This window comes from Arenimonas soli (assembly GCF_014643775.1).
GTDB classification, from domain to species: Bacteria; Pseudomonadota; Gammaproteobacteria; order Xanthomonadales; family Xanthomonadaceae; genus Arenimonas; species Arenimonas soli.
This window is the reverse complement of sequence record NZ_BMKC01000001.1, coordinates 853135-878247: the sequence shown is the minus strand read 5'-3', so window position 1 is coordinate 878247 and position 25113 is coordinate 853135. Positions and strand designations below refer to the sequence as shown.

Sequence of the window (25113 nt, the reverse complement as noted above, 5' to 3'; positions counted from 1 at the left end):
GATTATCCACATCCCGGGCGATGGCTGCCCACCCTCGGTTATAGTCGGGCGCCCCGGGCCGGTCATGGCGGCCCACCCACGATTCCCGGAGAGTTGAATGGCCGATTTCGCGACCAAGAAGCGCAGCCTCATGGACCGCTTCCTGACCATCGTCGAGCGCGGTGGCAACGCCCTGCCCCATCCCGCCACCCTGTTCGCCCTGCTGGCCCTGGGCGTGGTGGTGCTGTCGTGGGTGACGTCGATGGCGGGCCTGAGCGCGGCGCACCCATCCACCGGTGAGCCGGTCACCCCGGTGAACCTGCTCAGCATCGACGGCCTGCACCGCATGCTCACCGGCACGGTCACCAACTTCACCGGCTTCGCGCCCCTGGGCGTGGTGATGGTCGCGCTCATCGGCATCGGCGTGGCCGAACACAGCGGCCTGATCAGCGCCGCGCTGCGGCGCCTGGTGCTGGCGGCCCCGAGGCACCTGCTGACGCCCGTACTAGTATTCGCAGGCGTGATGTCGAACATCGCCAGCGAGATCGGCTATGTGCTGCTGATCCCGCTGGCCGCCCTGATCTTCATCTCGGCGGGCCGCCATCCGATCCTGGGCATGGCCGCGGTGTTCGCCGGCGTTTCCGGCGGCTATTCGGCCAACCTGGCCATCGGCACCATCGATCCGCTGCTATCCGGCCTTTCGCAGGAAGCCGCCCGCATCATCGATCCGACCTACACGGTCAGCGCCGCGGCGAACTGGTACTTCATGATCGCCTCGACCCCGGTGATTACGCTGCTGGGCTGGTTCGTGACCGAAAAGGTGATCGCCCCCAAGTTCCCGGACCCGCCGGAAGGCTCGGCGCTACCGATGGCCGATGGGGCCACCCCGGACTCCCAGGCCCTGAGTCCGGCCGAACAGCGAGGGATGCGCTGGGCGTTCTGGGCGGTGATGGTCTTCAGCGTGCTGCTGTTCTGGGGCGGCTACCCGGCACATGGCCCGCAGTTCGAGCTCTTCGGCGCGGTCATCCACCTGCCACAGATTCCTGGCTCGGGCTGGTTGCTCTATGCAGACCAGGACATCTTGCGTTCGCCCCTGCTCAAGGGCGTGGTCGTCGTCATTTTCCTGTATGGCGTCATCGCCGGCGTCGCCTTCGGCGTCGGTGCCGGAACGATCCGCTCTGACAACGACGTGCTCAAGGGCATGTCGGTCAGCATGAGCACGCTTGGCAGCTACATGGTGCTGGTGTTCTTCGCGGCTCAGTTCGTAGCCTATTTCAACTGGAGTCAGCTGGGCCTGATCTTCGCGGTCGAGGGCGCGGACCTGCTGCGTGCATGGGACCTGCCGACCATCCCGCTGTTCATCTGCTTCATCCTGCTCACCGCCGTGGTGAACCTGTTCATGGGTTCGGCGTCGGCCAAGTGGGCGCTGATGGCGCCGGTGTTCATCCCGATGTTCATGCTGCTGGGCTATTCGCCGGAAATGACCCAGGTGGCCTACCGCGTCGGCGACAGCGTCACCAACATCATCTCGCCGATGATGAGTTATTTCGCGCTGATCATCGCCTTCTTCCAGCGTTACGAACCCAAGGCCGGCATCGGCACCCTGGTGGCGACGATGCTGCCGTATTCGATCGTGTTCCTGCTGGGCTGGAGCATCATGTTCGGCTTCTGGATCTGGTTCGAACTGCCGATCGGCCCCGACTCGCCGCTGATCTACGTGCCGGCGACGCCCGTCGCGGGCTGAGCCATGTCGCGCTGGCGTCCGCCGGGGGAAAAATCAACGGCGATCATCACCCGCGCCGGCTTCGACCGCCTGCGCGCCGAACTCGACGAGCTCTGGCGCGTGCGGCGGCCGGTGGTGGTGAAGGCCCTGGCCGACGCCGCGGCCGAGGGCGACCGCAGCGAAAACGCGGAATACACCTACCGCAAGAAGCAGCTGGGCGAAATCGACCGTCGCGTGCGCTACCTGACCAAACGCATCGAGGTCCTGAAGGTCGCCGAAGGCCCGCCGTCCGACCCGGGCGCGATCTTCTTCGGCGCGATGTTCGAGATCGAAGACGTCGAAAGCGGCGACAACGTGCGCTACCGCATCGTCGGACCGGACGAAACCGATGCCAGGGCCGGCTGGATAAGCGTCGATTCCCCCCTGGCGCGCGCGGCCCTGCGCAAGCGCGTGGACGATGAATTCGAAGTACAGCTGCCGGCGGGGCCGGCGCGTTACCTGGTCATCGCCGTGACCTACGAAGTCATCTCGTAGGAAGCCCGCAAGGGGCACCTACGGGTTCACTCCTCGTCGTCGCCCACCAGGCCGAACAGGTCGTGCTCGTCGCTGCCCATGATGCGCACGTCGCAGAAGTCGCCGGCCCTCAGGCCCGCGGCTTCACCGTCCTGGATCTGCACCAGGCCGTCGATTTCGGGCGCGTCGGCCATCGACCGGGCGATGGCCAGTTCGCCATCGATGGCGTCCACCAGGCAGCGCTGCACGGTGCCGACCTTGCGCTCGAGCTTCTCGGCGCTGATCTCCGCCTGCAGGGCCATGAAGCGTGCGAGCCGTTCCTGCTTCACCTCTTCCGGCACCGGGTCCGGCAGGGCGTTGGCCGCCGCGCCGTCGACCGGGGAATAGGCGAACGCGCCGACCCGGTCGAGTTCGGCCTGGTCGATGAAGGCCAGCAGCTGTTCGAAGTCTTCCTCGGTTTCGCCGGGGAAGCCCACGATGAAGGTGCTGCGGATGGTCAGCTCGGGGCAGATGGCGCGCCAGCGCTGCACGCGCTCGAGGGTCTTTTCCACCGCGCCGGGACGCTTCATCAGCTTCAGGATGCGCGGGCTGGCGTGCTGGAACGGGATGTCCAGGTAGGGCAGCAGCTTGCCCTCGGCCATCAGCGGGATGATGTCGTCCACGTGCGGGTAGGGGTACACGTAGTGCAGGCGCGTCCACAGGCCCAGTTCGGAAAGGCCCTCGCACAGGCCCTTCATGCGGGTCTGGTAGGACTTGCCGCGCCATTCGCGCGCGGCGTAGCGCAGGTCGACGCCATAGGCGCTGGTGTCCTGGGACACCACCAGCAGCTCCTTCACGCCGCCGCGCGCCAGCTTTTCGGCCTCGCGCAGCACCTCGTCCACCGGGCGCGAAACCAGGTCGCCGCGCATCGAGGGGATGATGCAGAAACTGCAGCGGTGGTTGCAGCCTTCGGAAATCTTCAGGTAGGCGTAGTGCTTCGGCGTTAGCTTGAGGCCGTAGTCCGGCACCAGGTCCACGAAGGGGTCGTGCTTGGGCGGCAGGGCCGCATGCACGGCCGACATCACGCTGGCGTAGTCCTGCGGGCCGCTGATCGACAGCACGTCCGGGTGCGCCTGCAGGATCTGCTCGGGGCGCTTGCCCAGACAGCCGGTGACGATGACCTTGCCGTTTTCGGCCAGGGCTTCGCCGATGGCGTCCAGGCTTTCGGCGACGGCCGAATCGATGAAGCCGCAGGTATTGACCACCACCACGTCGGCGTCGTCGTAGCTGGGCACAATGTCGTAACCCTCGACCCGGAGCTGGGTGAGGATGCGTTCGGAGTCGACGAGGGCCTTCGGGCAGCCGAGGCTGACGAAGCCCACCTTGGGCTGGCTGGCGGACATGGGCGCGGGTTCGGGGCGGGGGCGCGGAGTATACCCTCCCCCGGCGCCCCGGCCGGTGTAGGCTAGGCGCCGGGGACAGCTGAACCGGGGGAAGCGGCGATGGGCCAATCGATTTCCATCAACACCCGCCACGGGCGGATTTCCGGCTACCAGGCCAGGCCGCACATCACGCCGCGCGGCGCCATCATCCTGGTGCATGAAATCTTCGGCGTTAACCACTACATCCGGGCCCAGGCCGACCGGTTCGCCAACTACGGCTACATCACCGTCGCCCCGGCCCTGTTCGACCGGGTGCACCCGGGCACCGAACTGGCCTACGACGAAGAATCGGTGGCCAGGGGCCGGGCGATCGCCGAAGAGCTGGGCTTCAACGGCGCCCTCGACGGCGTGCGCGGGGCCTACGACATGCTCGAAGCGGAAAACCGGGTCGCGGTGGTCGGCTACTGCTGGGGGGGCTCCGTCGCCTACCTGGCCAATACCCGCCTGGGCCTGCCCGCCGTCAGCTACTACGGCGGACGCACCGTGCCCCTGCTGGGCGAACGCCCCAAGGCGCCGCTGCTGCTGCACTTTGGCGAAGACGACCCGATCATCCCGCCCGAAGACGTGCAAAAACACCGCGACGCGCTGGCGGGCGCCGAAATCCACGTCTGGCCGGGTGCCGGCCATGGCTTCGACTGCGACCAGCGCGCCGACTACAACGCCGAGGCGTCCCAGCAGGCCCTGCAGCGCACCCTGATGTTCCTGCAGAAGAACCTGCGCTGACCATGCCCGGCGGCTTCCGCCTCGACCCGCGGCTGGCGGGCGACTCGGTGCTGGTCGCGGACGGCCCGCTTTCACAGCTGCGGCTGATGGACGATGCCCGCTTCCCCTGGCTGGTGCTGGTGCCGCGCCTGCCGGACGCCGAGGAATGGCTGGACCTGGACGGCGACGCCCAGCGCCTGCTGCTGGCCGAGATCAACCTCGCCGGGCGCGCCCTGCGCGCGCTTGGCCCGGTGCACAAGCTCAACATCGGCGCGCTGGGCAATATCGTGCGCCAGCTGCATGTGCACGTGGTGGCGCGCCGGAAAGGCGACGCCGCCTGGCCGGGCCCGGTCTGGGGCAGCGGCCCGCGCCAGCCCTATCCTGACGCGGCGCGCGAAGCGCTGGTATCGTCCCTGCGCAAAGGCCTGGACGATCCCGGCCGCTGAACCGGACCCCGCATGAAAGCCAACCTCATCCCCGCCATCATCCTGATCGTGCTCGGCGTCCTGCTCCTGGCCAACAACCTCGTGCCCAATTTCCGCGTCTGGGAAATGTTGCTCGACTGGTGGCCGCTGGTGCTGGTGGCCCTGGGCATCAACATGCTGGTCAGGAAGACCTGACCCCGGCGCCAGGCCTCAGGTGCGCGGCAAGGTGACGCCGGTCTGGCCCTGGTACTTGCCGCCGCGGTCGCGGTAGCTGGTTTCGCAGACTTCGTCGGACTGGAAGAACAGCATCTGCGCCACGCCTTCGCCGGCATAGATCTTGGCCGGCAGCGGCGTGGTGTTGCTGAACTCCAGGGTCACGTGGCCTTCCCACTCGGGCTCGAGCGGGGTGACGTTGACGATGATGCCGCAGCGCGCATAGGTGCTCTTGCCCAGGCACACCACCAGGGTGTCGCGCGGGATGCGGAAGAACTCGACCGTGCGCGCCAGCGCGAAGCTGTTGGGCGGGATGATGCAGACGTCCGACTCCACGTCCACGAAGCTCGACGGATCGAAGGCCTTCGGGTCGACGATCGTCGAGTTGATGTTGGTGAAGATCTTGAATTCGCGCGCGCAGCGCACGTCGTAGCCATAGCTGGACGTACCGTAGCTGACGATGCGGTGGCCGTCGGCGGCGTGTTTGACCTGGCCCGGTTCGAAGGGCTCGATCATGCCCTGCTCGGCGGCCATGCGGCGGATCCACTTGTCGGCTTTGATGCTCATTCTCGGGTCCTGGGCGAAAGCCGGGATTCTACTGGCTCCGGCGCCCCCGTGGCCGCCGGCACGTCGCGGAACAGGCGGAAGTGCCCCACCACCGGCCAGGCCAGCAGCACGTCCTCGACCCGGGTGCCGGCGCCGATGTTGTGCACGACCAGCCATCGCCCCGACCCGTCCTCGGCGCGCCGGTCCGAGACGATGCCGATATGCGGCAGCCCGTTGGGCAGGCGCCAGCTGACCAGGTCGCCGGGACGGAAGGCGCCGGCTTCGTTGCCCACCGGCAGGGCATGGCCCTGGCGCCGCAGCCAGGTTTCGAGGTTCGGCACCCGCCGGTGGTCGATGTTGCGGTCCGGCCGCGACAGCCCCCACAGGGCCGGATAGGCGGAAAACGCCCGGCGCATGTCCTCGTGCACCGCCTGCTGCAGGTCCAGGCCGGCCGCGCGCAGGGCCCGGACCACCACGTCGGTGCACACGCCCCGGTCCGCCGGCACGTCCCCGCCGGGGTAGTCGAGCCGGCGGTAGCTGCCGTCGTAATGAAGGGTCGTGCCGACCTGGCCATGGGCGGCGGCCAGCACGCGTTCGACCTGGCCGGCCTGGGCCAGGCAGGGCCCGGCCAGCAGGACCAGCAGGCACGGCAGCAGGCGCAGGATGGCGGGCATCAGGTGTTCTGGATGACGATGTTGGGCAGGCCGATGGCCTTGTTGCGCGCCTCCAGCGACAGCCGGGCCGCCGTGCGCCGGGCGATGTCCCGGTAGACCAGCGCCAGCGGGGATTCCGGATCGGCGGCCACGGTGGGGGTGCCCGAGTCGGCCTGTTCGCGGATGCGGATGTCCAGCGGCAGGGCCCCCAGCAGCGGCACGTCGTACATGGCGGCCATGCGCTCGCCGCCGCCGGCGCCGAAGACGTGCTCGGTATGGCCGCAGCTCGAACAGGTGTGCACGGCCATGTTCTCGACGATGCCCAGCACCGGCACCTCGACCTTGGCGAACATCTGCAGGGCCTTGCGCGCGTCCAGGGTGGCGATGTCCTGGGGCGTGGTGACGATGACCGCGCCCGATACCGGCACGCGCTGGGCCAGGGTCAGCTGGATGTCGCCCGTGCCGGGCGGTAGGTCGATGACCAGGTAGTCCAGGCCGTCCCAGCGGGTGTCGTTCAACAATTGCTGGAGCGCCTGGGTGACCATCGGGCCGCGCCAGATCATCGGGGTGTCCTCGCCGACCAGCAGGCCGATCGACATCGCCTGCAGGCCGTGGTTGCGCTTGGGTTCGATGGACTTGCCGTCCGGGCTGTCGGGGCGGCCTTCCAGGCCCAGCATCTTGGGGATGGACGGGCCATAGATGTCGGCGTCGAGCACGCCGACCGTGGCGCCTTCGGCCTGCAGGGCCAGGGCCAGGTTGACCGCCGTGGTGGACTTGCCCACCCCGCCCTTGCCCGAGGCCACGGCGATGATGTTGCGAACGCCCGGCAAGGGGGTCAGGTCCTTCTGCACCTTGTGGGCCTGGACCCGGGACGCCACCGAGACCGTTGCCCGGGCCACGCCGGGCAGGGCTTCCAGGGCCCCGCGGACCTGGCTGGCCAGGGCGTCGTGCCAGCCGGCCGCCGGATAACCCAGCAGCAGCTCGACCGCCACCCGGTCACCGTCCAGGCCGATGCCCCGCACGCTGGACTGGGCGACCAGGTCGCGACCCGTGTGCGGATCAACGATGGCGGCCAGTGCGGCGCGGACGGATTGTTCGTTCAAGGGCATCTCAAGCTCCTGTTTTTCCGGCACTTCGTGACGGATTTGCGCTTCCGGGGTTCAGCTTTGCGAATAGGCCGGAAGTCATGATGCAATTCGGCCCAGCCTTGTGTTACGTTCCGGTTAAGGCAGCGCCGGGGTTGGGCAATGCCGGACAGCAACATTCACCAGATCCATATAACAACGTGTCCATTCTAGGGGGTCCAATGACTACTGCTCCAATTGCCGGGTACCGTCGTTCGGTGCTGGCGCGTTCCCTTGCCCTTGCCCTGACCATCCCGTTCGCCTGCGGCGCTGCGTTTGCCCAGGAAGCGGCCGATGAGGAAGAAGAGGGTTCCGCGGAAACCACCCAGCTCGACACCGTCGAGGTCGTGGGTTCGCGCATCAAGCGCGCCGAGATCGAGGGTCCGTCGCCGGTCACCGTCATCACGGCCGCCCAGATCGAGGCCGAGGGTTTCAACACCGTCTATGACGCGTTGAACACGCTGACCCAGACCACCGGTTCGATCCAGAACGAACTCTTCCAGAACGGCTTCACCCCGAACGCCCAGGTGCTGAACCTGCGCGGCCTGGGCCCGGGCCGCGTGCTGACCCTGATCAACGGCCGTCGCGCCGCGGACTATCCGCTGCCCTACAACGGCCAGTCGAACTTCGTGAACCTGTCGTCGGTCCCGACCGCGGCGGTCGAGCGCATCGAGCTGCTCGCCGGCGGCGCATCGGCCATCTACGGTTCCGACGCGGTCGCGGGCGTGATCAACATCGTGCTCAAGACCAATTTCGAAGGTCAGTACCTGTCCTACCTGACCGGCCGGCCGACCCGCGGTGGTTCGCCGACCAACAACATCCAGTGGGTGGGCGGCAACACCGGCGACCGCTGGAGCCTGACCTACGCCGTGGAGTACTACGAGCGCGGCGAGATGTTCGCCTCCGAGCGTGACTTCATGGACTCCTACCGCGACGACCCGACGGTTGATCCAGCCAATGCCACCGCCGTGCAGGGCATCCGCCTGCGCGACCGCCTGGTCGGCACCGGCCCCGGCAGCCAGGTCTGGCAGCCCGGCCAGACCCTTGAATCCACCTGCGACCGCTGGGGCGGTGATTTCGAACCCGACACCCGCACCGGCAATGCCAATCCCGCCAACAACGGCACCTGGTGCGGCTACTACGGCTACCCGGCGACCCAGGCCATCCGCAACGCCGACGAGAACATCTCGGGCTACATCTACGGCACCCTGGACATCACCGACAACACCCAGGGCTTCGTCAGCCTGAACGTCTGGGATTCGAAGGCCTCCACCGCCTCCAACACCCAGTTCTGGTCGGTGCCGCTGTTCTACGACCCGAACTTCGGCTCGATCCTCGACGGCCAGCGCATCTTCACCCCGAACGAAACCGGCGGCGTCAACGCCCAGCGCACCATCTACAACGAGCAGGCGATGGACTTCGCGGCCGGCCTGCGCGGCTCCTTCGCCGACGACCGCTACTCGTGGGACCTGGTGCTTAGCCATTCGCGCTATGAAACCGACAGCGACCGCCCGCGCTTCCTGGCCCAGGCCCTGACGGACTTCTTCCTCGGCCCGCAGCTGCCGGGCGCGGATCCGTTCTTCGGTGCCTACCCGGTGTATGAACTCAACCAGGATCGTTACTTCAACCCGATCACCCCGGCCGAGTTCAACGCGCTGTCCACGATCGTCAAGACCCGCGCCGATTCCAGCGCCACCAACGCACAGTTCGTCGTCAGCGGCGACCTGTTCGAACTGCCGGCCGGTCCGCTGGCGTTCGCGGCGGTGCTCGAGATGGGCACGCAGGAATACGAGCTCAACGCCGACCCGCGCATCCTCCCGGGCCAGAACATCATCTACAACCTGACCGGCACCGGCGGCGGCGGCGAGCGTGATCGTTACGCCTTCGGCACCGAGTTCGCGATCCCGCTGCACGACACCTTCAAGGCCACCCTGGCGGCGCGCTACGACCTGTACGACGACATCACCCAGGTCGACGACGCGTTCACCTGGAACGCCGGCCTGGAATGGCGTCCGTTGGACAACCTGCTCATCCGCGGCGCCTACTCCACCTCGTTCCGCGCCCCGGACATGCACTTCGTCTTCGCCGACGAAAGCGGCTTCTTCTCGGGCATCTTCGACGAGTACACCTGCCGCAACGCCGGCTTCACGGTCACCCAGTGCGGCAACCAGGCGGCCTACAACTACACGGCCTTCGGTGTTCGCCAGGGCAACCCGAACCTCGAGGAGGAAGAGGGTCAGTCCTACACCTTCGGTTTCGTTTGGGACGTCGTGGACAACCTGTCGCTGACGGTTGACTACTACAAGGTCGAACTCGAAGGCGTGGTCGGCGACATCAGCTCGGCCTACATCCTGCAGAACGAAGCCGACTGCCGCCTGGGCGTCGACCGCCAGGGCAACCCGGTGGACGGCAGCTCGACCTTCTGCCAGTTCATCATCAGCAGCGTGATCCGCACGGTGGGCGGGCCGAACGACGGCCGCATCGAGCAGGTGAACCGCGGTCCGATCAACCGCTCCTACCTGTCCAACGAAGGTATCGACGCGAGCCTGCGTTACACGATCGACACCGACCGCTGGGGCAACTTCGGCTTCCAGCTTGGCTGGTCGCACGTGCTGGACCAGAAGTTCGCCGAGTTCCAGGGTGAGCCGCGCGACAGCTACCGCGACGACCTGACCAACTTCGACTTCCGCAGCCGCATGCGTGGCAGCGTGTCGTGGGAGTACAAGGACCTCGACGTCACCGTGTTCGGTACCCGCTACGGCTCGCTGCCGAACTGGGCGGAAACCGGCCGCATCGCCCCGTACCACGTGTACAACCTCAACGTTGGCTACGAGTTCACCGAAAACTTCCGCGCCAGCCTGATCGTGAACAACGTGCTCGACAAGCTCGCCCCGAAGGACGACACCTACTTCACCTACCCGTTCTTCTGGCGCGCCTACAGCCCGATCGGCCGCGAGGTCTTCGTGCAGGCCGAGTTCACCTGGTAATACCTGCTGCACTGGTCGCATGACCAAGGGCCCGGCGAAAGCCGGGCCCTTTTTTTGCCCGCGCGCGTGGGATAATGGCGGCCCGCTGACCGACCCGAGCCCCGATGACGCCCCGTCCCGCCCTCGTCACCACCGCCCTGCCCTACGCCAACGGCCCCCTGCACCTTGGCCACCTGGTGGGCTATATCCAGGCCGACATCTGGGTGCGGGCCCGGCGAATGGCCGGCGGCGAAGTGCACTTCGTCTGCGCCGACGACGCCCACGGCACCCCGATCATGCTGGCCGCCGAAAAGGCCGGCATGACGCCGGAGGACTTCATCCGCGGCATCCAGGCCGGGCACGAGGCCGACTTCGCACGTTTCGGCGTCGACTTCGACCACTACCACTCGACCCATTCCGACGAAAACCGCGAGCTTGCCAGCCTCATCTACACGCGCCTGCGCGACGGCAGCCACGGGCCGAAGGCGATCACCAGCCGGTCGATCAAGCAGCTGTTCGACCCCGAGCGGCAGATGTTCCTGCCCGACCGCTACATCAAGGGCGACTGCCCCAACTGCGGCGCCGCCGACCAGTACGGCGACAACTGCGAGGTCTGCGGCAAGGCCTATGCGCCCACCGACTTGAAGAACCCACGTTCGGTGGTGTCCGGCGCCACGCCGGAACTGCGCGACTCCGAGCACTACTTCTTCGAACTGGGCCGGTTCGAAGCCTTCCTGCGCGAATGGCTGGCCGGCGACGTCGCCCACCCGGCGGTGAAGGCCAAGCTGGCGGAATGGCTCGAGGGTGGCCTGCGCGACTGGGACATCAGCCGCGACGCGCCCTACTTCGGCTTCCCGATTCCCGATGCACCGGGCAAATATTTCTACGTCTGGCTCGACGCACCCATTGGTTACCTGGCCTCGTTCAAGGCCCTGTGCGCGAAGGCCGGCCTGGACTTCGGCGCCTTCACCGACGAGGCGCGCAACCCGGCCGGCGCCGCGCCCACGGAAATGCACCACTTCCTGGGCAAGGACATCATCAACTTCCACGGCCTGTTCTGGCCGGCCATGCTGCACGGCGCCGGCCTGCGGCCGCCGACCGCGCTGCACGTCAACGGCTACCTCACGGTCAACGGCGCCAAGATGAGCAAGTCGCGCGGCACCTTCGTGATGGCGCGCACCTACCTCGACCAGGGCCTGGACCCGGAGGCGCTGCGCTACTACTTCGCGGTCAAGACCGGCGCCGGCGTCGTGGACCTGGACCTGAACCTCGAGGACTTCGTCGCCCGCGTCAACGCCGACCTGGTCGGCAAGTTCGTCAACATCGCCAGCCGCTGCGCCGGTTTCATCAGCAAGCGTTTCGATGGCCAGCTGGCCGCCACGCTGCCGGACCCGGCGATGTACGCGCGCTTCGTCGCCGGGGCGCGCGACGTCGCCGCCAGCTACGCGCGCGACGAATACGGCCAGGCCATGCGCCAGGTCATGGCGCTCGCCGACGAAGCCAATCGCTACATCGACGAAAACAAGCCCTGGGTCATCGCCAAGCGCGAAGGCGCCGATGCCGAGCTGCAGGCCGTCTGCAGCCAGGGCCTGAACCTGTTCCGCGTGCTGGCGGCCGCGCTCAAGCCGGTGCTGCCTGGCACGGTGGCGCGCGCCGAAGGTTTCCTGCGCGCCCCGGTGGAGCACTGGGACGACGTCGCCGCGCCGCTGCTCGGCCACGCGATCGAGCCCTTCCAAGCACTTATGACCCGAATCGACCCCAAGAACATTGAAGCCATGACAGACGCCAGCAAGGAAGACCTCAAGCCCGCCGCGGAGCCGGCCACGGCCGCCACCAGGGCCACCGCGTCCGCGCCCAAGGCCGATGCCAAGCCGGCCGGCGGGGCCGCCACCATCGGCATCGACGACTTCGCCAAGCTCGACCTGCGCATCGGCAAGGTCATCGAATGTGGCTACGTGGAAGGTTCGGACAAGCTGCTGCGCTTCCTGCTCGACGCCGGCGACCTGGGCCAGCGGCAGATCTTCAGCGGCATCCGCGCCAGCTACGGCGAACCGGAAAGCCTGGTCGGCCGCCACGTGGTGTTCATCGCCAACCTGGCGCCGCGCAAGATGCGCTTCGGCCTTAGCGAAGGCATGATCCTCTCGGCCGGCCACGACGGCGGCGCGCTGGCCCTGCTGGGCGCCGACGCCAGCGCCGAGGCCGGCATGCCGGTGCGCTGAGGCCGCCATGGACGACATCGCCCTGCTGCTGGTCGGCGCGGTGTTCGTCAACAACTTCGTGCTGGTCAAGTTCCTGGGCCTGTGCCCCTTCATGGGCGTCTCGCGCCGGCTCGACGCCGCCTACGGCATGGCCCTGGCCACCGGCTTCGTGCTTACCCTGTCGGCGGCGCTGGCCTGGTGCGTGCACCACTGGCTGCTGCTGCCGCTGGGCCTGGAACACCTGCGCACCCTGGGCTTCATCCTGGTCATCGCCGCGGTGGTGCAGTTCACGGAAACCGTCATGAACCGCCAGAGCCCCCGCCTTTACCGCGTGCTGGGCCTGTACCTGCCGCTGATCACCACCAACTGCGCGGTGCTGGGCGTGGCCCTGCTGAACGTGCAGGCGCGCCGCGGCCTGTTCGAAGCCGTCTGCTACGGCTTCGGCGCGGCGGTGGGCTTCGGCCTGGTGCTGGTGCTGTTTTCGTCGATGCGCGAACGGCTCGAGGCCGCCGACGTGCCCGCGGCATGGCGCGGCACGCCGATCGCCCTGGTCACGGCCGGGCTGATGTCGCTGGCCTTCATGGGCTTCACCGGCATGGTGCCGGCCTGATGGGGCTTTCGGTGCTGGTGGTGGTGGGCCTGGCGGCCCTGTTCGGGGCGATCCTGGGCTGGGCCACGGTTCGCTTCCGGGTGCAGGCCGACCCGATGGTCGAACGCATCGACCGCCTGCTGCCGCAAACCCAGTGCGGCCAGTGTGGCTACCCGGGCTGCAAGCCCTACGCCCAGGCCATCGCCGCCGGCGAGGCCGATATCGATCAATGCCCCCCTGGCGGCGAAGCCGGCGTGCGCGCATTGGCGGACCTGCTGGGGCGCGAGCCGAAACCGGTGAATCCGGAAAACGGCGCCATCAAGCCGCCGCTGCTGGCGCTGATCGTCGAGCAAGACTGCATCGGCTGCACCAAGTGCATCCAGGCCTGCCCGGTGGACGCGATCATCGGCGCGCCCAAGCGCATGCACACGGTGATCCCGGAACTGTGCACGGGCTGCGAACTGTGCCTGCCGCCCTGCCCCGTCGACTGCATCGAACTGGTGCCGCCGCCGCCGCGGGCCAGCGAGTACCGCTGGCCGCGGCCCGTGGTTCAGAGCCGCTCGACGGTGTAGCCGGCTTCGCGCATCAGCTGCACCAGGCCGTCGTCGCCCAGCAGGTGCAGGGCGCCCACGACCACCAGCACGTCTTCGTCCTTGCCGCCGCCATCCAGGCGCTGGCTGAGCACCGGCAGCCAGGCCAGGTTGCGGTCGCGATTGATGCGGGCGTAGAGCTCGGGGTATTCGTCGCGCATGCGCTGGTTGGCTTCCGCTTCCATGCCGTCGACGTCGCCGCGCCGCCAAAGGTCGTGCAGGCGGTTGATGTTCTCCTCCATCTTCTCCGCGTCCAGCAGCACGTCTTCCAGGGACTGCTGCTGCAGGGCTGGATCCATGCCCTCGAACAGCGCGATCTGCTGGGCGCCGGTCTCCAGGCCCTGCGTGGCCTTGCCGGCGGCGGTGGCGCGCCGGGCGAAATGACGGTCCAGGCCAAGCTGCGGATCCAGGCCCAGGGCCTGCATTTCGAGCAGGGAGATGGTGAGGCTGACGAACCAGGCGTCGAACCCTTGCAGGTTTTCCAGTGGCACGTCGCGACGCGCCGACCAGGCCTCGAGCCGCCTCCAGGTGTCCGCGTCCACGGTGTCCTGCAGGCGCTTGCCGTCGTCGCGGCGCGCCGCGGCCCCCATCAACTGGCCCAGCGCCGGGTCGTTCATTTCGGCCGGCGACAGTTCGAACACCAGCGACTCGGCGTCTTCGAAGGCCAGGTCGGTGCTGGCCGCCAGCGGGTAGTCGCCCTTGCGCAGCAGGTGGAAGGAACCGAGCAGGTAAACGCTGTTGTCGGCGTCGCTGACCTTCCACAGCAGCGGACGCGGCGGTTCGGCGCGGGCGCAGCCGGCGGCGACGGTGAGGGACAGCAGGCAGGCGATCCAGGCCAGGCGCATCGGGGGGTGTCCTAGGTTATCGGGGGAAAGGCAGCGGCTTCTTTTCGCCGGCCTCGATCCGCAGGTCCAGCCGGTTTTCCGGCGGCGGCATCGGGCAGGTCGAATAGGCGGTGAAGGCGCAGGGCGGGTTGTAGGCGCGGTTGAAGTCCAGCACCGTCAGACCGTCGGCTCCGGCGGGTTCGGCATACAGGAAGCGCGAGGCGGCATAGGTTTCGTGGCCGCTGGTGCGGTCGGCGAAGACGAAGAACAGCCGGCCGTCGCCTTCGTCCAGGGCCTCGAGGCTGTAGGACACGCCGTCCTTTTCGAACGACACCCGGCCCGGGTTGGCCATCGGTTCGACCATGCCGAGCATGTTGACGATGTCCAGGGTCTTGCCCGGCGGATGCGCCTGGAAGCGCGCCTGGAAGCGGAACGCCGGATCGATGTCGAAATAGTCGATGCCCGGGAACCCGGTGCGGGTGCTCGCCATGGCATTGCGCACGCGCAGGGCGTGCCGGCCCGAACGTTCGATCAGCAGGAAACTGGCGTCGCCGCGGTTGAAGGCGACCACGGTGGGCTTGCCGCGGGCATCGGACACCAGCTCGACGCTGCCTGTGGCCGGTTCGCCGTCCACCCAGACCTCGGCGCCCTCGGCGATGTCCAGGCGGGCACGGCCGTCCTTTTCCAGATGGAGCATGCCCAGCTGCGGCGGACCCAGGGTGAGCCGGGTGCCGTTGCTCTTGGCCGATCCGACGAAGGTGCTGCCGGGGCCGACCCAGTGCAGGCCCACCAGCGACAGGAAGCCATCGGGCCGCACCAGGCGCTCGACGCGTTCTTCGCGCCACGCGCGGATTTCGCGTTCGTAGGCGTTGCGCGCGGATTGTTCGGCGCCGGCGCTGCCGGCGGTGCTTTCACCGTCGCCACCGCCGCAGCCGGCAAGCGCGGCGGAGAGGGCCAGTCCAGGCAGCAGGATCGATCGCATCAGCGTCCCCTGAGGAAAAGTCGGTCGAGTTCGGCCTTGCTCAGCTGCACCCAGGTGGGCCGGCCGTGGTTGCATTGCCCGCTGCGCTCGGTGGCTTCCATGTCGCGCAGCAGGGCGTTCATTTCCGGCAGCGTCAGCCGCCGGTTGGCCCGCACGGAGGTGTGGCAGGCCAGGGTGGAAAGCAGTTCGTTGCGGGCCTGTTCGAGCTTGCGGCTGCTGCCGTGTTCGCGCAGGTCGGCCAGCACGTCCAGCGCCAGGCTGCGCGGGTCCAGGTCGGCCAGCAGGCTGGGCACGGACCGGATGGACAGGGCCTGCGGCCCGGCGCGGCGGATCTCGAAGCCGTAGTCTGCCAGGGCCTGGGCATGCTGTTCGGCGGCATCGGCCTCGCGTTCGCTCACTGCCAGCGACACCGGCACCAGCAGCGGCTGGCTGCGGATCCCTTCGCCGTCGAGCGCGGACTTCAGGCGTTCGTAGGTGATGCGCTCGTGCGCGGCGTGCATGTCCACCAGCACCAGGCCGTGGTGGTTTTCCGCCAGCACGAAGATGCCGTGCAGCTGCGCCAGCGCGTATCCCAGCGGCGGCGCCTCGCCTTGGTTGGCCGCCTCCGCCGGCGCCGCGGCCACGCCAGCCTGGCCCGGTTCCGGCGCACGGTACAGCGACGCGTAGGCCGACATCGCTTCGCGCACCGGCAGTCCCAGCCCATCCTGGCGCGGTGACCAGCCGCCACCACCGGGCGAAGCGGCGAAGCCGGAAGGCATGGCCAGGGCCGGCGATTGAGCGGCCGCGGCCGCCGCCGCCACGCCGGCGCGGGTCGAGGCCAGCGCTTCGTGCAGCGTGCGGTAGATGAATTCGTGCACCAGGCGCTGTTCGCGGAACCGCACCTCGTGCTTGGCCGGGTGCACGTTGACGTCCACCTGGCGCGGGTCGCATTCCAGGAACAAGACGAAGGCCGGATGCCGGCCGTGGAACAGCACGTCCGAGTACGCCTGGCGCACCGCGTGGGCAACGGTGCGGTCGCGCACGGCGCGGCCGTTGACGTAGAAATACTGCTGGTCGGCGCTCGAGCGCGCGGCCGTCGGCAGGCCGACCCAGCCGTGCAGGCGCAGCCCGGCGGCGGCGTGTTCGATGGCCAGGCACTGTCGGGTGAAATCCTCGCCCAGCGCTTCGGCGACGCGGCGCAGGCGTTCGCCGCCGTCGCGCACCGGTTTGTAGTGGCGGCTGGCGCGGCCGTTGTGGCTGATGCGCAGTTCGACGCCGGGGCGCGCCAGCGCCAGCGAACGCAGCCATTCTTCGATGTGGCCCAGTTCGGTGCGTTCGGCGCGCAGGAACTTGCGCCGCGCCGGCACGTTGAAGAACAGGTCGCGCACCTCCACCGTGGTGCCTTCGGGATGCGGATGCGGCACCACCTCGCCGACGCGGCCACCATCGACCTCCAGCCGCGCGCCCTGGTCTTCGCCGCGAGGCCGCGCACTGATCGCGAAGCGGCTGACCGAAGCGATCGACGGCAGCGCTTCGCCGCGGAAGCCCAGGGTGGCGACTTCCTCGAGGTCTTCGATGGACGTGATCTTGCTGGTGGCGTGGCGCGAGATGGCCAGCGCCAGTTCCGACGACGGAATGCCGCCGCCGTCGTCGCGGATCCGGATCAGGCGCACCCCGCCTTCTTCAAGGTCGATGTCAACGCGGCGGGCGCCGGCGTCGAGCGCGTTCTCGACCAGTTCCTTGACCACCGACGCAGGGCGTTCGACCACTTCGCCGGCGGCGATCTGGTTCACCAGGGTGTCGGGCAGGGCTTGGATCGGCACGTCGCGCGGGGCCTGTACGGGAACAGGCCCGATGATAACAGCGGCGGCGTGGCTTACTCGGGCAGGCCGGCCAGCGTGGCGCTGGCCACCGGGATGGTCAGGCGTTCGCCCACCTTCACGGTGTCGCCCTGGAGGCGGTTGGCGGCGCGGATGGAGTTCATCGGCACGCCATGGCGCTGGGCGATCAGGCTGAGGGTTTCGCCGCGGCTGACCACGTGCTGGCGGCTGCCGCCCAGGGTGCCCTGGCGTGCGGCATACCAGGTGCCCGGGGGCGCCTGGTTGGCGAAATAATTGCGCACGCCCGAGACGATGGCGGTGGCCATGCGGCCACGGTAGGCCGGGTCGGACAGCCGTGTTTCTTCACCGGGGTTGGTGATGAAGCCGGTCTCGACCAGCATCGAGGGCACGTCGGGTGAACGCAGCACGACGAAGTTGGCGCGCTCGATCTGCTTCTTGTGGGTCTTGCCCATGCCCTTGAGCGCCGACAGTACTTCGTCGGCGACGTCGTCGGACACGCGCATGGTGGCGTTCTGGGACAGGTCGAGCAGCACCGCGGCCAGGTTCTTGTCGCGCGCGTCGAGCGAAACCCCGCCCACCAGGTCGGCGGCGTTTTCCTGGTCGGCCAGCCAGCGCGCGGCTTCGGACGAGGCGCCGCGCAGCGACAGCACGTACACCGAAGCACCGCTGGCGGCCTTGTTGTGGGCGGCGTCGGCGTGCACGGAGATGAACAGGTCGGCCTGGGCCTCGCGCGCCTTCTGATAGCGCTCGTGCAGCGGGATGAAGACGTCGCCGTCGCGCACCAGGAAGGCTTCCATGCCCGGGTCGGCGTTCACCTGGCGGGCGAGTTCGCGCGCCATCGCCAGGGTGATGTCCTTTTCGTACTTGCGGCTCGGGCCGATCGCGCCCGGGTCCTTGCCGCCGTGGCCGGCGTCGATGGCGATGACCAGCTTGCGCTCGCCCGGGCCGATGACGTCCTCGAGCGTGCGCGCCACCGCGGGCGTGCCGCTGGGGCGGTCGTTGGAAATCAGTTCGACGATCAGGCGGGCCGAATCACCTTCGCGTTCGATGCGGCTGCGCGGCTGCACGGCGCTGCCCAGGTCGAGCACGACGCGCAGGTCGCCTTCGGCGGGTTTGCCGATGCGCACGCCCGAAACCAGGCCGTTGGGCGACGGCGCCCGGAATCCGCCGGCCACCGTCGAGTCCGACAGGTCCAGCACCAGGCGGTGCGGGTTGGCCAGGGTGAAAACCTTGTAGTCGGCCGGGGCCGACAGATCGAGCACCGCGTGCGTGCCGGTCTCCCCTTCGACCAGGGTGACGCCGCGCAGCTGCGCGGCCTGGGCCGCGAAGGCAGCGCCGCCCAGCAGGGCGGCGAAAGAAATGGCAAGGACCCGGTTCCGGCGCATGGGGCCGATTGAAGCACCGCACCCGGGGGAATGCAAGGACTTTTTCCTTTGGAATCCGGGACCTGCCCCACCTTCCTAGGAAATGGGTAAGAAGGTGGCCCCAAACCCACTATCCGGGGATGGCGGCCAGCCAGGCCTCGCCTCGGGCGCTGGTGGCCTGCAGCCGGGCCGAACGCCCCGGCCCGGCCAGGGCCAGGCGGATCCGCAGGTCGGGCGGCGGCAGGCCCAGCGCAGCCCGTTCGGGCCACTCAACCAGCCAAAGGCGGGCGTCGGCCAGTTCATCCAGGGCCAGGAAGTCCAGTTCGCCGGCCTCGGCAAGGCGGTAGAGGTCCAGGTGGGCCGCTTCGCCGCCGGCCGGCAACGGGTAACGTTCGACCAGGGTGTAGGTCGGGCTCTTGATGGCGCCGGTGACCCCCAGGGCGCGCAGCCAGGCCCGGGCCAGGCTGGATTTGCCGGCGCCCAACGGGCCGTCGAGGAACACCACGGCGCCCGGCGGCTGGCTGCCGGCCAGCTGCCGGCCCAGGGCGTCGGTGGCCCCGGCGTCGGCCAGGAAGATGTCGCGTTCGCTCATGCGGGGTTGGCCAGGCGGCGCAGGTGCGGGAAGAGGTCGGAGGGAAGCAGGCCGCGCTCGCCGTCCACGCGGGCGGCGGCATCGCCAGCGGTCGCGTGCAGCAGCGCCCCGGCGACGCCCGCTTCAAAGGCCGGCAAGCCCTGCGCCAGCAGCGAGGCGATGACGCCCGACAGCACGTCCCCCATTCCCCCCGTGGCCATGCCGGGATTGCCGGCGCCGATGACCACCGGCACGCGGCCCGGCGCTGCGACGAGGCTGCCGGCGCCCTTGAGCACCACCACCGCCTGGTAGCGCATGGCGATGGCGTCGGCGGCCGCGAAACGGTCGGCCTGGACATCGGCGGTGCTGCATCCGAGCAGCCGACCGGCTTCGCCGGGATGCGGGGTGAGCACGGCCTGGGGAAGGGTTGCCGGTGCCGCAGCCAGCAGGTTCAGGGCATCGGCATCGAGAACGACCGGCTTGCCGGTGGCGACCGAAGCCGCCAGCAGCGCGCGGCCCCACGCCCCCTGCCCGAGCCCGGGCCCCACGGCCAGCACGCTGGCGCGCTCAAGCAGCGGCGCCAGCGCCTGGGCGTCTTCGACCGCATGGGTCATCGCCTCGGGGCGGGCGGCCACCAGGGCGGCGACGCCGGCGCTGCGGGTCGCGACGCTGGCCAGGCCGACGCCGGTGCGCAGCGCGGCTTCGGCACACAGGCGCACCGCACCGCCCATGCCCACTTCACCGCCGATGCACAGCACGTGGCCGTGTTCGCCCTTGTGCGCGTTGGCATGGCGCGGTGCCAGCCAGGCGGAAAGATCCTTGTCGCGAACCAGCCAGGCCGCGGGCGGGTCCTGGTCGGTGTCGATCGGCGGCAGGCCCAGCCGGTCCACGCGCACGTCGCCATCCACGTCCCGTGCCTGCCCGGTGTACAGGCCGCGCTTGCCGGCGACGAAGGAAAGGGTGGTATGCGCCTGGACCACCACGCCGGGGGCATGGCCACGGTCGGCATCCAGGCCCGAGGGAACGTCCAGCGCCAGCACGGGCCGGCGACTGGCGTTGATGCGCTCGATCAGCGCGCGCACGGCATCTGCGGGCGGGCGCGACAGGCCGATGCCGTAGATCGCATCCACCCAGACGTCCACGTCCGGCAGCATGCCGTCGAAGGAATCGACCCGGCCCCCGGACGAACGCCAGGCCGCCAGCGCGGCGCGGGCCGGATTCCGGCGCGGGCTGCCCCCGGGCGCCGACACCAGGTGCACCTGGCAGCCGGCGTCGCGCGCCAGCCGCGCCAGCACGTAACCATCGCCGCCGTTGTTGCCCGGGCCACAGGCCACGCCGATGCGACGCGCCTGCGGCCACTTCGCCTGCAGCAGCGCCCAGGCGGCGGCGCCGGCCCGGGTCATCAGCTCGAGCGCGGGGATGCCCCACTGCTCGATCGCGCGTCGGTCCATCGCGCGCACCTGGTCGGCGCGGTAAAGGGGGAACATGTCGGCCATGCCGGGATTCTATACTTGCCGGCATGCACGACCCGGCCGACATGTTTGCCCTGGCCCAAGACATCAAGGCCTGGGGCGCCGAGCTTGGCTTCCAGCAGGTCGGCATCGCAGGCGTCACGCTGGACCAGGATGCCGAGCACCTGCGCGACTGGCTGGCCAAGGGCCAGCACGGGCGCATGGCCTACATGGCCCGCCACGGCGACAAGCGATCGCGCCCCGCCGAACTGGTGCCGGGCACCGTGCGCGTGGTGTCCGTGCGGCTCGACTACGGCACCGGCGAGGACGACGCAGCCTGGCAGACCCTTGCGGAAGGCGAGCGCGCCTACGTTGCGCGTTACGCCCTGGGCCGCGACTACCACAAGCTGATGCGCAACCGCCTGCAGAAGCTGGCCGACCGCATCGCCGGACAAACCGGGCCCTTCGGCTATCGCGCGTTCGTGGATTCAGCACCGGTGCTTGAACGTGCGCTCGCCCGCGACGCCGGCCTGGGCTGGATAGGCAAGCACAGCTGCCTGATCAACCGCGGCGCCGGCAGCTGGTTTTTCCTGGGCGAGATCTACACCGACCTGCCGCTGCCGGTGGATGCCCCCGCCAGCGCACACTGCGGCACCTGCACGCGCTGCATCGAGGTCTGCCCGACCGGCGCCATCGTCGCGCCCTACCGGGTGGATGCGCGCCGCTGCATCAGCTACCTGACGATCGAACTGCGCGAGGCGATCCCCGAGGAACTGCGCCCGCTCATCGGCAACCGCATCTTCGGTTGCGACGATTGCCAGCTGGCCTGCCCCTGGAACAAGTTCGCCGTGCGCCACGACGAACCGGATTTCCGCGCCCGCAATGGCCTGGACCAGGCCAGCCTGGCGCAGCTGTTCGCCTGGGAAGAGGAGGAGTTCCTGCAGCGCACCGAAGGCTCCGCGATCCGCCGCACCGGCCACGAAGGCTGGCTGCGCAACCTTGCCGTGGCCCTGGGCAATGCGCCGACCACCCCGGAGGTACTGGCCGCGCTTGCCTCGCGCCGCGACCACCCCAGCGCCCTGGTCCGCGAACATGTCGCCTGGGCCCTGGCCCACCACGAAAACCGGGGTTGGAGTCGACTTCCACCGCCTGAGCGTAGGCGGTGAAACCGAGGTGTCGGTCGGCGGCAGAGTCGACCCCGACACCGGTTTTCATGACCCCGGTTTTCAGCGACGCGAGCGGATTTCGTTGACCAGGGCGCGGGTCACCGGGTCCGCTGGCTCCGCATCCCCCGCGACCGCGGGCAGCAGCTCGCCGGCGACTTTCTTGCCCAGCTCGACGCCCCACTGGTCGAAGGCATTGATGCTCCACATCACCGACTGCACGTAGACGCTGTGTTCGTACATGGCCAGCAGCGCGCCCAGTGAATACGGCGTCAGTTCGTCGAGCAGCAGCAGGGTGTTCGGCCGGCCGCCGGGATAACGCTTGTGCGGGTCGTCCGAGGGCGAACCGTTGGCCAGTGCTTCGGATTGCGCCAGCAGGTTCGCCAGCAGCGCATGGTGGTTGTCGTCGAAACCATGCGCCGGCCGCACCACGCCGATGAAATCGGCCGGCAGGATGTCGGTGCCCTGGTGCAGGGCCTGGAAGAAGCTGTGCTGGGCGTTGGTGCCCGACCCACCCCACAGCACCGGCACGGTGTGGACCGGCACCGGGCTGCCGTCGATGCGCACCGACTTGCCCAGGCTTTCCATCACCAATTGCTGCAAGAAGCCCGGCAGCAGCGCCAGCCGCTGGTCGTAGGGCATCACGGCATGGCTGGCGGCGCCCAGCGCGTTGCGGTTCCAGACCGCGAACAGGCCGTGCCAGGCCGCGAGGTTCCGCGCCGGCGGCGCGTCGCGCACGTGCTTGTCCATCATCGCCGCGCCCTCGAGCAGGCGCGCGAACCCGTCGTGGCCGATCGCCAGTTGCAGCGCGAAACCCACCGCCGACCACAGCGAATAGCGCCCGCCGACCCAGTCCCACATCGGCAGCACCCGGTCGGGCGCGATACCGAAGGCTTCGACGCGCGGGATGTTGGCGCTGACCGCGTACAGGCGATCGGTGCCGCCCAGCCAGTCACGCAGGATGCCGCCGTTGAGCAGGGTTTCCTGGGTCCCGAAGCTCTTGGACACCAGGATGCCCGCGGTGCGTGCCGGGTCCAGGTCGGCCAGCAGGTGGCGTGCGGCGCTGCCGTCCACGTTGGTCAGGAAGTGCACGCGGAAGCGGCCGTCGTGGAAATCACGCAGGGCGTCCACGGCCAGGCGCGGCCCCAGGTCGCTGCCGCCGATGCCGACGCTGACGATGTCGGTGACCGGGCTGTCCGCCAGGCGGGCATGCAACTGGTCCACCCGCTCGCGGGCTTCGCGGGCCTGGGCGGCGGCGGCGCGCGCGGCCTGGCCGCGGCCGACGTCGCCGCGCAGCGCGCTGTGCAACGCCGGGCGGCCTTCGGTGGGGTTGACGATTTCGCCGTCGAACAAGGCCGCCAGCGCAGCACCCAGCCCGGCCACGTTCGCCAGCGACTGCAGCTGCGCCCAGGCGGCGTCGTCGATGCGCTGGCGCGCGAAGCTGGCGTGGATCGGACCCACGCGCAGCGCCCAGGTGCCGGCCCGCGCCGGCTCCGCGGCCATCAGTTCGGCCAGCGGCTTGGCCGCCAGGCGCTCACCGTGCTGCTTCAGGGCCTGCCAGTGTCCGTCGGTCAGCATGCGTGCATCCAGGAGGTGACGTACCGTCTCATGCGTCGTCGAAGGCCAGGTTGTCGATCAGGCGGGTGCGGCCCAGCCGCGCCGCGACCAGGGCCAGCAGGCCCGGCTCGTCCGGCGAACGTGGCCGCGACAGGTCGGCGCGCCGCACCTCGACGTAGTCCACGTCGAAGCCGGCGGCTTCGAGCCGCGACAGCGCCTCGTCCTCGATGCCGCGCACCGGCAGGCCCTGGCGGGCGGCGTCGCGCATGAACAGCAACGTGCGGTGGATGTGCGTGGCGGTCTGGCGCTGGTCGCCCTGCAGGTACTGGTTGCGCGAACTCATGGCCAGGCCGTCGGGTTCGCGCAGCGTCGGCGCCGGGATGATCTCGACCGGGAAGCTCATCTCGCGGGCCATGTAGCGGACCACCTGCAGCTGCTGGTAATCCTTGCGGCCGAACACGGCCAGGTCGGGCTGGACCATGTTGAACAGCCGCGCCACCACCTGGGCAACGCCGTTGAAATGGCCCGGCCGGTGGGCGCCGCACAGGATGTCGGTGATGCCGGGCACGTGCATCTGCACGCAGCCCATGGTGCCGAAGGGATACATCTGCTCGACGTCGGGCAGGAACAGCGCGTCGCACTTGTGCGCCGCCAGTGCGTCGATGTCGCGCTGCGGCGTGCGCGGATACAGCGCGTAGTCCTCGTTGGGACCGAACTGGGTGGGGTTGACGAAGATGCTGGCCACCACCTTGTCGGCGTGCTTGCGCGCCAGTTCGACCAGCGCGAAGTGCCCGGCGTGCAGGTTGCCCATCGTCGGCACGAAGCCGACGCTGGCACCTTCCCGGCGCCACTGGCGAAGCTGCGCGCGCAGGGACGCCAGCGTGTCATGGGTTTGCATCATGCGTATCCGTGTTCGGGGGCGGGGAAACTGCCGTCGCGCACCGCGTCGGCATAAGCGCGCAGGGCGCCTTCGATGGAACCGCCTTCGGCCAGGAAGTCCTTGACGAAGCGCGGGCGCCGGTGGCCGCTGTTGAGGCCGAGCAGGTCGTGCAGCACCAGGATCTGGCCGTCGCAGTCGGGGCCGGCGCCGATGCCGATGGTGGGTATCCGGATGTCGGCGGTGATGCGTTTGGCCAGGGCCGAGGGCACGCATTCGAGCACCAGCATGTCGGCGCCGGCTTCGGCGACCGCATGGGCGTCGGCGACAAGGCGGTCGGCGGCGGCTTGTTCGCGTCCCTGCACCTTGTAGCCACCCAGGCGCAGCACCGATTGCGGGGTCAGCCCCAGGTGCGCGCAAACCGGGATTTCACGCTCGGCCAGGAAGCGGATGACCTCGAGCTTGGGCCCCGCGCCTTCGAGCTTGACCATGGCCGCGCCCGCCTGCAGGAATCGCGTGGATGCCTCCAGCGCAGCCCCAGGCGTGGCGTCGGCCTGGAACGGCAGGTCGGCGACCAGCAGGGCCGACGACAGCCCGCGCGCCACGCAGGCCACGTGGTAGGCGATGTCGGCCACGGTGACCGGCAGGGTGCTGTCGTGGCCCTGGCAGACCATGCCCAGCGAATCGCCGACCAGGACAAAATCAAGGCCGGCGCTGTCCACGCAGCGCGCGAAACCGGCGTCGTAGGCGGTCACCGAGACGATGCGCCGGCCTTCGGCCTTCATCTTGCGCAGGCCGGGTACGGTCAGGCGCGGTCGCGGCGCGGCCTTTTGCTCGTTGGCGTACATGGCGGCGTCCAGGG

Annotated in this window: 23 protein-coding genes and 1 pseudogene; 11 read left to right on the top strand and 13 right to left on the bottom strand. The window is 69.2% G+C overall.

The features are described from left to right. Positions 1 to 97: 97 nt before the first annotated feature. Both IEX13_RS04220 and greB read left to right on the top strand, forming a co-directional pair. A complete protein-coding gene (locus tag IEX13_RS04220; RefSeq protein WP_188661619.1) occupies positions 98 to 1723 on the top strand; it encodes an AbgT family transporter in 1626 nt (541 codons plus the stop codon). 3 nt (positions 1724 to 1726) lie between these two features. Then, on the top strand, positions 1727 to 2236 hold the full coding sequence (gene greB / locus IEX13_RS04215) for a transcription elongation factor GreB (RefSeq protein ID WP_188661617.1): 510 nt from the start codon (positions 1727 to 1729) through the stop codon (positions 2234 to 2236). A gap of 26 nt (positions 2237 to 2262) precedes the next feature. Here the strand turns inward: greB and rimO are convergent, their stop codons facing one another. Continuing rightward, positions 2263 to 3597, bottom strand: a complete 1335-nt coding sequence (gene rimO / locus IEX13_RS04210) for a 30S ribosomal protein S12 methylthiotransferase RimO (RefSeq protein ID WP_188661615.1) — start codon at positions 3595 to 3597, stop codon at positions 2263 to 2265. 99 nt (positions 3598 to 3696) lie between these two features. On the opposite strand from rimO, the gene IEX13_RS04205 reads away from it, so the two are divergent. Genes IEX13_RS04205 through IEX13_RS04195 form a run of 3 tightly spaced genes read left to right on the top strand, consistent with a single transcriptional unit; the run spans position 3697 to position 4958 of the window. Further along, a complete protein-coding gene (locus IEX13_RS04205) occupies positions 3697 to 4359 on the top strand; it encodes a dienelactone hydrolase family protein (RefSeq protein ID WP_188661613.1) in 663 nt (220 codons plus the stop codon). Positions 4360 to 4361: 2 nt separating this feature from the next. Beyond that, on the top strand, positions 4362 to 4784 hold the full coding sequence (locus IEX13_RS04200; RefSeq protein ID WP_188661610.1) for an HIT domain-containing protein: 423 nt from the start codon (positions 4362 to 4364) through the stop codon (positions 4782 to 4784). A gap of 12 nt (positions 4785 to 4796) precedes the next feature. Further along, positions 4797 to 4958: a LiaI-LiaF-like domain-containing protein gene (locus IEX13_RS04195; RefSeq protein WP_188661608.1), complete on the top strand. Its 162-nt coding sequence runs from the start codon at positions 4797 to 4799 to the stop codon at positions 4956 to 4958. Between the two features lie 15 nt (positions 4959 to 4973). Here IEX13_RS04195 and dcd read toward each other — a convergent pair whose 3' ends face one another. Genes dcd through apbC form a run of 3 tightly spaced genes read right to left on the bottom strand, consistent with a single transcriptional unit; the run spans position 4974 to position 7284 of the window. After that, positions 4974 to 5543, bottom strand: coding sequence for a dCTP deaminase (dcd, locus tag IEX13_RS04190; protein WP_188661606.1), 570 nt, complete (start codon positions 5541 to 5543; stop codon positions 4974 to 4976). After that, entirely contained in the window at positions 5540 to 6196 is a 657-nt protein-coding gene (locus IEX13_RS04185) for a DUF1287 domain-containing protein (protein ID WP_188661604.1), read from the bottom strand. The genes dcd and IEX13_RS04185 overlap by 4 nt, the downstream gene beginning before the upstream one ends. Next, positions 6196 to 7284, bottom strand: a complete 1089-nt coding sequence (gene apbC, locus IEX13_RS04180) for an iron-sulfur cluster carrier protein ApbC (protein WP_188661602.1) — start codon at positions 7282 to 7284, stop codon at positions 6196 to 6198. The genes IEX13_RS04185 and apbC overlap by 1 nt, the downstream gene beginning before the upstream one ends. 77 nt (positions 7285 to 7361) lie before the next feature. On the opposite strand from apbC, the pseudogene IEX13_RS14395 reads away from it, so the two are divergent. From IEX13_RS14395 to rsxB, 5 genes and pseudogenes are all read left to right on the top strand, one after another. Continuing rightward, positions 7362 to 8015 (top strand): annotated as a pseudogene (locus IEX13_RS14395) (TonB-dependent receptor plug domain-containing protein); the annotation flags it as partial. Between the two features lie 582 nt (positions 8016 to 8597). Beyond that, positions 8598 to 10286 carry a TonB-dependent receptor domain-containing protein gene (locus tag IEX13_RS14390; protein WP_425489075.1) on the top strand — a complete coding sequence of 563 codons (1689 nt, stop codon included), beginning with the start codon at positions 8598 to 8600 and terminating at the stop codon, positions 10284 to 10286. A gap of 104 nt (positions 10287 to 10390) precedes the next feature. Continuing rightward, the gene (metG, locus tag IEX13_RS04170) at positions 10391 to 12484 is read left to right on the top strand and encodes a methionine--tRNA ligase (protein ID WP_188661598.1); all 2094 of its coding nucleotides are present in this window, start codon (positions 10391 to 10393) and stop codon (positions 12482 to 12484) included. Positions 12485 to 12491: 7 nt separating this feature from the next. After that, positions 12492 to 13073, top strand: coding sequence for an electron transport complex subunit RsxA (rsxA, locus tag IEX13_RS04165; protein ID WP_188661596.1), 582 nt, complete (start codon positions 12492 to 12494; stop codon positions 13071 to 13073). After that, positions 12989 to 13624, top strand: coding sequence for an electron transport complex subunit RsxB (gene rsxB, locus IEX13_RS04160; protein ID WP_308423889.1), 636 nt, complete (start codon positions 12989 to 12991; stop codon positions 13622 to 13624). Before rsxA ends, rsxB begins: the two co-directional genes overlap by 85 nt. Here the strand turns inward: rsxB and IEX13_RS04155 are convergent. From IEX13_RS04155 to IEX13_RS04130, 6 genes are all read right to left on the bottom strand, one after another. Continuing rightward, the gene (locus IEX13_RS04155) at positions 13603 to 14487 is read right to left on the bottom strand and encodes a TraB/GumN family protein (protein WP_188661592.1); all 885 of its coding nucleotides are present in this window, start codon (positions 14485 to 14487) and stop codon (positions 13603 to 13605) included. The genes rsxB and IEX13_RS04155 overlap by 22 nt on opposite strands. Before the next feature lie 16 nt (positions 14488 to 14503). Next, positions 14504 to 15448, bottom strand: coding sequence for a DUF1684 domain-containing protein (locus tag IEX13_RS04150; RefSeq protein WP_188661590.1), 945 nt, complete (start codon positions 15446 to 15448; stop codon positions 14504 to 14506). Continuing rightward, positions 15448 to 17250: a DNA mismatch repair endonuclease MutL gene (gene mutL / locus IEX13_RS04145; protein WP_188661588.1), complete on the bottom strand. Its 1803-nt coding sequence runs from the start codon at positions 17248 to 17250 to the stop codon at positions 15448 to 15450. The genes IEX13_RS04150 and mutL overlap by 1 nt, the downstream gene beginning before the upstream one ends. Positions 17251 to 17303: 53 nt before the next feature. Continuing rightward, the gene (locus IEX13_RS04140; RefSeq protein WP_188661585.1) at positions 17304 to 18653 is read right to left on the bottom strand and encodes an N-acetylmuramoyl-L-alanine amidase; all 1350 of its coding nucleotides are present in this window, start codon (positions 18651 to 18653) and stop codon (positions 17304 to 17306) included. Positions 18654 to 18762: 109 nt separating this feature from the next. Then, positions 18763 to 19224, bottom strand: coding sequence for a tRNA (adenosine(37)-N6)-threonylcarbamoyltransferase complex ATPase subunit type 1 TsaE (gene tsaE, locus IEX13_RS04135; RefSeq protein WP_188661583.1), 462 nt, complete (start codon positions 19222 to 19224; stop codon positions 18763 to 18765). Beyond that, positions 19221 to 20699, bottom strand: a complete 1479-nt coding sequence (locus IEX13_RS04130; RefSeq protein WP_188661581.1) for an NAD(P)H-hydrate dehydratase — start codon at positions 20697 to 20699, stop codon at positions 19221 to 19223. Before IEX13_RS04130 ends, tsaE begins: the two co-directional genes overlap by 4 nt. Positions 20700 to 20722: 23 nt before the next feature. On the opposite strand from IEX13_RS04130, the gene queG reads away from it, so the two are divergent. Beyond that, positions 20723 to 21820: a tRNA epoxyqueuosine(34) reductase QueG gene (gene queG, locus IEX13_RS04125; protein ID WP_188661579.1), complete on the top strand. Its 1098-nt coding sequence runs from the start codon at positions 20723 to 20725 to the stop codon at positions 21818 to 21820. Between the two features lie 60 nt (positions 21821 to 21880). On the opposite strand, the gene pgi is transcribed toward queG, so the two are convergent. The 3 genes from pgi to panB are packed head-to-tail and all read right to left on the bottom strand — an operon-like array spanning position 21881 to position 25099. Continuing rightward, positions 21881 to 23395, bottom strand: coding sequence for a glucose-6-phosphate isomerase (pgi, locus tag IEX13_RS04120; protein ID WP_188661577.1), 1515 nt, complete (start codon positions 23393 to 23395; stop codon positions 21881 to 21883). A gap of 28 nt (positions 23396 to 23423) precedes the next feature. After that, complete coding sequence (panC, locus tag IEX13_RS04115) at positions 23424 to 24275, bottom strand: pantoate--beta-alanine ligase (RefSeq protein WP_188661575.1); 852 nt, start codon at positions 24273 to 24275, stop codon at positions 23424 to 23426. Next, a complete protein-coding gene (panB, locus tag IEX13_RS04110) occupies positions 24272 to 25099 on the bottom strand; it encodes a 3-methyl-2-oxobutanoate hydroxymethyltransferase (protein WP_188661573.1) in 828 nt (275 codons plus the stop codon). The genes panC and panB overlap by 4 nt, the downstream gene beginning before the upstream one ends. Positions 25100 to 25113 lie beyond the last annotated feature (14 nt).